We start from the raw sequence: 5,167 nt of genomic DNA on the forward strand, positions 1-5,167 counted from the left end.
TATCTCCATAGAGTTACGGCGGTCATAGCGAGGGGGAAACGCCCGGTCCCATTCCGAACCCGGAAGCTAAGCCCCTCCGCGCCGATGGTACTGCACGGGAGACTGTGTGGGAGAGTAGGTCGCCGCCGGACAACCATTACACAAAGAGCCACCCCGAAAGGGGTGGCTCTTTGTCGTCCCCAAACCCCGACAGCCCAAGTTCCGGAAGAATCGGTCCGTCCCACGCACATATCCTTCCCAATCCCGGTCGCTGCCACCCGCCGGCGCTCGCGACCGGGCTCCGAGAGCTCGGGATTCGGAAGATTCGGTCTGCGCCGCGCACGTATCCTTCCCAAAACCCCGATGCCGGCCGCCCGCGCCGCCCAATCTGGCCCGCCGGACAGGCTCGGCCCACCTGCTCAGCCCGACACGTCGGCCAGTCTCGGCCTGGCAGCCGGGCCCGGCCCGATCGGCTCCGACAGCTCACGATTCGGAAGATTCGGTGCGCCCCGCGCACACATGCTTCCCAAAAACGGCCGTCGTCGAGGCGCGTGGCGATCGGACGTCACGGATGCGACGGGTGCTGGCGGTGGTCGTGGATCCTGGCCCCGCCACCGACCAGCCAGACTAGCTCGATCAGGATCGCGACGATCGAGCCGATGACGGCGAGCACCAGCAGTACCCGCACCACGACAGCCCATTCGAACGTGTAGGCCATGAAGCCGAACGGAAACACCCGGAACAGGGAGACGGCCGCCGCCAGGCCGATCGCGGTCACGACGAGCTTGCCGACCGACGTGAACCAGGCCGGTTCGTACGCCACGTAGGCGAGATTGGTCGCGACGCCGGCGATCAGGGTCAGGTTGATCAGCCAGAGCACCTCGACGAAGCTCGCAGTCAGGAACGGCAGTACCACCCAACCGGGGCGGTAGTTCACGAGGACCAGGAGAAACGCGTTGACCCCGGCCGAGATGAGATAGCCGGTCTTCCGCGCCAGCACCGTGAGGCGCGGGGCCGGGGGAGTTGGCATGGTGACCTCCTCGAGAACGTCGTCGACGACCACGACCGGCGCGGGTCGCGGCTCACTTCGAGTAAACACGTTCCGTCGCTCGTGGGCCTGCCCGATGGGCAGTCTGGAAGGACGAAATACCCGGGCGGCGTTACCCCGATCGACGCCATAGTGAAGGGGAGAGCGTGGCTTTCGCCGCGCCCCGGCATCCTCGTCGAGGAGGTTTCCATGCGCATCGATGGTCCGGTAGTCATCGCCTTGGACGGCGCGGAGCACAGCGCCACGACCCTGGAGTGGGGATTGGCGGAGGCGACCCTGCGGGGCGCGGACGTCGTGCTCGCCCGGGCGTATCAGGAGCCGTTCGAGACTCCCGGTGCCGGTTGGTACCCGCTGGACGGCGGCTTCGGTCTCGAGCTCGAGGCCAAGGGGTACCTGGCCGACCAGCTCGAGCACGAGAGTGCCCGGCACCCTGCCCTGAAGATCGAGGCGCGGGTGCTGCACGGGGCGGCGGTGCCCGAGCTTCGCCGCCTGAGCGAGCAGGCCCAGCTCCTCGTCGTCGGCGCGGGCGGCCCCGCCGGACGCGCCCGGATCGGCTCTGTCAGCACACACCTCGCCGCGCACGCCCGTTGCCCCGTCGCAGTGGTCCGCGGCGCGGACGACGGCGCGCCCGACGTGCCGGTCGTGGTGGGGGTGGACGGTTCCGCGTCGTCGCTCACCGCGGCGGACGTCGCAGTCCGTGAGGCGGCGCTGCGCAAGGCACCGCTCGTCGTCCTGCACGCTCGGGAGAGGATCGCCGACCTGTACACCCGCGGCATGCCCGTGGTCGCCCTGGGCGCGGACGCGCCGGTCGATGCCGACGACGCCAGCCAGCAGCCCGCCAACGAGGTGGTGGCCTCGCTGCGCCGCGAGAACCCCGACCTCGACGTTCGCCTCGAGGTGGTGTACGCCGACCCGGTGCTCGCCCTTGTCGATCCGGAGCGCGCGGCCCGCGTCGTCGTCGTCGGATCCCGCGGGCTCGGGGCCTTCCGCGGAATGCTGATCGGTGCGGTCAGCCGCGAGGTCGTCCGGAACGCGACCGCCACGGTCCTGGTGATCCACGACAACGACACTGACTGACGCGAGCCTGCTCGTGGAGAGCCAGGTTCGCGCCCGCCGGCGCGATCGGAGCATCTGCGGAGGCAGGGGTCCTGACGACGGGCAGGTCCGACCGGCCCGTCGGGGATCTGCTGTGATCTTCCGAAGGTGACGCACAGACCGCCCGGTATTCAGGTTGCTTTCAGGTTAGTTGTGCCACCGTGGGTGGCATGACCACCGACGCGGTCGAGGCGGTGCCGCACGCTCGCTCAAACGCGTCTCGTCGCGGCCGGAGGACCCCGTTCGGCAGTGCTGTGACCACCTGGAAGGCCGGGGCCGTCCGGGCGCTCGTGGTCCTCCTCGGCTCGTCGCTCGTCCTTGCGGGCGCACTGCCGGAGGGCCTCCGGCCGGCGTCCGCGGCCGAGTCATCCGCGCAGGGGCGCGCGGGCGGGGCGATGCAGATCGTGGCGCACGAGGACGATGACCTGCTCTTCCAGAGTCCCGATCTGCTGCATGACGTGCAGGGCGGGCGCTCCGTGCGAACGGTCTTCCTCACGACCGGCGACGCGGCGAAGGGCAGGGCGTACTGGTCCAGCCGTGAGCGCGGGAGCCTGGCCGCCTACGCGAAGATGGCCGGCGTCGCCGACTCCTGGGCTGCGTCCGACGCCAGGGTGTCCGGGCACTCGATCCTGATGCGCACCCTGACCGCGGCCCCCAACATCTCGCTCGTTTTCATGCGACTGCCCGATGGGAACCGGCGAGGCACCGGAATGATCCGGTACGGCCACCAGTCCCTGATGAGGCTGTGGAACGGCTCGATCGGCTCGATTGCCGCCGTCGACGGCTCGGCGGTCTACACGTCCGCCACGCTGGCCACGACGCTGACCGAGCTGATGACGGACTTCCGGCCAACCACGCTGCGAGCGCAGGACTGGACGGTCTCGTTCGGCACCGGCGACAACGCCGATCACACGGCCGCCGCCCTGTACACGCGGCTCGCGGATCAGGGCTACCGCTCGCCGCACACCATGTTCGCCTACGCGGGCTATCCGAGCTGGGTCCGCGATCCGAACGTGACGGGCGTCGATCTGGCGTCGAAGCGCGCCGCCTTCCAGGCCTACGCGTTGCACGACCCAATGATGTGCCTGAAGCTGTGGTGCGCGGCCGACGTGGTGGCGTCATTGCGGCTCGCCCGCGAGTACGTCACCGACTCCGTGCCGACGACGGCGAGCACCGGTCGACCACCGAGGTCCTGGTGACCCACGACAACGACGCCGATCGGCGCGAGCCCGCTCGTGCAGCGCGAGGCTCGCGCCCGCCGGCGCAATCGCAGGGTCAGTGGGTGACGGCGGTCAGGTCATGCTCCAACGTCGTGAGGTCGAATCCGTTCGGCGCGACCTTCTCGGCGTACAGCCAGTCCTGGCTCAGCACGGCGTACCCCTCGTCGCAGTAGGTGGCGAAGAACTCCCAGGTCATCCGGGTGAGGCCACCCCAGGTCACGCAGGTCAACGAGTGCGGCGAGTACGCGATGATCGGCGCGCAGTGACCGCCCCAGCTGCCCGGGGCGCCGTCCCCGACCGGTCCGCCCGGGGGAACGGACCACACGCGCTGGCCCTGGGCGCTGGCGGGTAGGGCCAGTCCCACGTTTCCTGCACCATGTGGAGCGCGCCGGCGAGCACGCAGTCCCCATACTGGTCGTTGCCGAGCATCTCTCAGTCGTGGACCCGCCGGGTCCAGCGCGCCGCGGGCGCGGGTACCGGCAGAACATCGGTGAGGTAGTCCGCGAGCCGAAGGGTGCGGGGATCGTGCACCGCGGGCAACTTACCGAGGCGACCAATGGTTTCTGTCATCGTGGTTCTCCTTGTTCGGAGGTCGGTGGTGCTTCGTGGTCTTCGGTTGAAGGGTTCGCTGGTGATTGACGCCCCGCCACGAGCTCGGCGTCGATGATCTCGGCGATGTGCACAGAGTCGTCGTGCTGCCCGGTTTGACGAGCTCTCCGCCGGCGACGACGAACCCGGCCGCAGCACCCTCGACCATCGCCGCCGAGGTGTTGGCCAGGTCAAGCCGGGGCATGACCACGCGGATGTCCCGGAGGTTCAGGTTGCGGATGTCCGCGAGGTTGTCGAGCTCGTGGCCGGCCTTGCAGTAGCCCTTGATCACCGAGCCGTCTCGGATGCTCGCCGCGGCGGTGCGTCCCGCCAGGTCGCCGATTCCGGTCGGTGCCGTGAGGAACAACTGCCCGAACTGCTCCACCCAGGGGACGCTCTCGAGTCGCTCTCTCGTGGCGCCCACGATCTGAGCTGACCGGGAGCGAAGTGACGCCGGAACGATTCTTCTGGCTCTGTCACCCTGGGGCCAATTCACGTTGACACAGCCATTCTTCGCAGCAGTCGGTGCTTGCGGGCCTCCTTCCAGCGCTGGATCTCTTCCCCTGCTCGCGCGTCGTCCGGCGTCATCGGATGCATCGTCGGAGCCCTTCCGTCGAGCCGGCAGGCACGGACTGCTGCCGATGGCGAGCACGACGTCGTCGTCGCCTCGCCGTGAACGTATCGGTCGACGGCGAGCCGCCGCGGGGGATTGGTGCGATCCACCGGCTCGCGTCGTCGACGGCGCAGCGGCGCCTGGTCCCGGGCCTCGAACCACGTTGCGCCACCTCGCGGTGGAGCCTGCGACCGCGTCCCCGTCGAGGTGGACCCGCTTGATTCGTCGGTGGTGGACTGGCTGGTCAGGCGCTCTCGTCGGTGACGCCCGACACGTCTCTGAGATTTGACGGTTCATCGGGGGGTTGCGTAGTGTTCACGTTGTTGCCCAGCAGGGAGAAACGGACACCGCATCGCTGAGAAGCGAAAGATGGAGGCCGTTCCCGGAAGGTGACCACCCCTGGTAGGATAGTTCAGGCGTTTCGATGCCTGTATTTTCTTTGTCAGGTTATGGGTCGGAGCATTGTTGTTGGATTGGTTCTCGCCGGTTTCGGTGGAATTGATTTAATGGAGTCGGTCCGCTAGATTAGAACGGTTGCCTCGCAGCCCGGTCGGAAGGCCGCAAAGCGATGCGCGTTCGTTCCTTGAGAACTCAACAGCGTGCCAAGTAGTCGATGCCATTATG

At 68.3% G+C, this 5,167-nt stretch carries 6 protein-coding genes and 1 rRNA gene; 3 read left to right on the forward strand and 4 right to left on the reverse strand.

Annotation, left to right across the window (positions count from 1 at the left end):
• Window positions 1-14: 14 nt before the first annotated feature.
• Window positions 15-131, forward strand: a 5S ribosomal RNA gene (gene rrf / locus VIM26_RS06535).
• 413 nt (window positions 132-544) lie between these two features.
• Here the strand turns inward: rrf and VIM26_RS06540 are convergent.
• Window positions 545-1,009, reverse strand: a complete 465-nt coding sequence (locus tag VIM26_RS06540) for a hypothetical protein (protein ID WP_331949544.1) — start codon at window positions 1,007-1,009, stop codon at window positions 545-547.
• Window positions 1,010-1,216: 207 nt separating this feature from the next.
• On the opposite strand from VIM26_RS06540, the gene VIM26_RS06545 reads away from it, so the two are divergent.
• Both VIM26_RS06545 and VIM26_RS06550 read left to right on the forward strand, forming a co-directional pair.
• Window positions 1,217-2,104, forward strand: a complete 888-nt coding sequence (locus VIM26_RS06545; protein WP_331949545.1) for a universal stress protein — start codon at window positions 1,217-1,219, stop codon at window positions 2,102-2,104.
• 188 nt (window positions 2,105-2,292) lie between these two features.
• Entirely contained in the window at window positions 2,293-3,321 is a 1,029-nt protein-coding gene (locus tag VIM26_RS06550) for a PIG-L family deacetylase (RefSeq protein ID WP_331949546.1), read from the forward strand.
• 76 nt (window positions 3,322-3,397) lie between these two features.
• Here VIM26_RS06550 and VIM26_RS06555 read toward each other — a convergent pair whose 3' ends face one another.
• The 3 genes from VIM26_RS06555 to VIM26_RS06565 form a co-directional block, all read right to left on the reverse strand.
• Window positions 3,398-3,706, reverse strand: a complete 309-nt coding sequence (locus tag VIM26_RS06555) for a hypothetical protein (protein WP_331949547.1) — start codon at window positions 3,704-3,706, stop codon at window positions 3,398-3,400.
• Window positions 3,707-3,774: 68 nt separating this feature from the next.
• The gene (locus VIM26_RS06560) at window positions 3,775-3,912 is read right to left on the reverse strand and encodes a hypothetical protein (protein ID WP_331949548.1); all 138 of its coding nucleotides are present in this window, start codon (window positions 3,910-3,912) and stop codon (window positions 3,775-3,777) included.
• The gene (locus VIM26_RS06565; RefSeq protein ID WP_331949549.1) at window positions 3,884-4,354 is read right to left on the reverse strand and encodes a hypothetical protein; all 471 of its coding nucleotides are present in this window, start codon (window positions 4,352-4,354) and stop codon (window positions 3,884-3,886) included. Before VIM26_RS06565 ends, VIM26_RS06560 begins: the two co-directional genes overlap by 29 nt.
• Window positions 4,355-5,167 lie beyond the last annotated feature (813 nt).

Origin of the sequence: Pengzhenrongella sp., assembly GCF_036565025.1 — a bacterium.
In the GTDB taxonomy this organism is placed as follows: Bacteria; Actinomycetota; Actinomycetes; order Actinomycetales; family Cellulomonadaceae; genus Pengzhenrongella.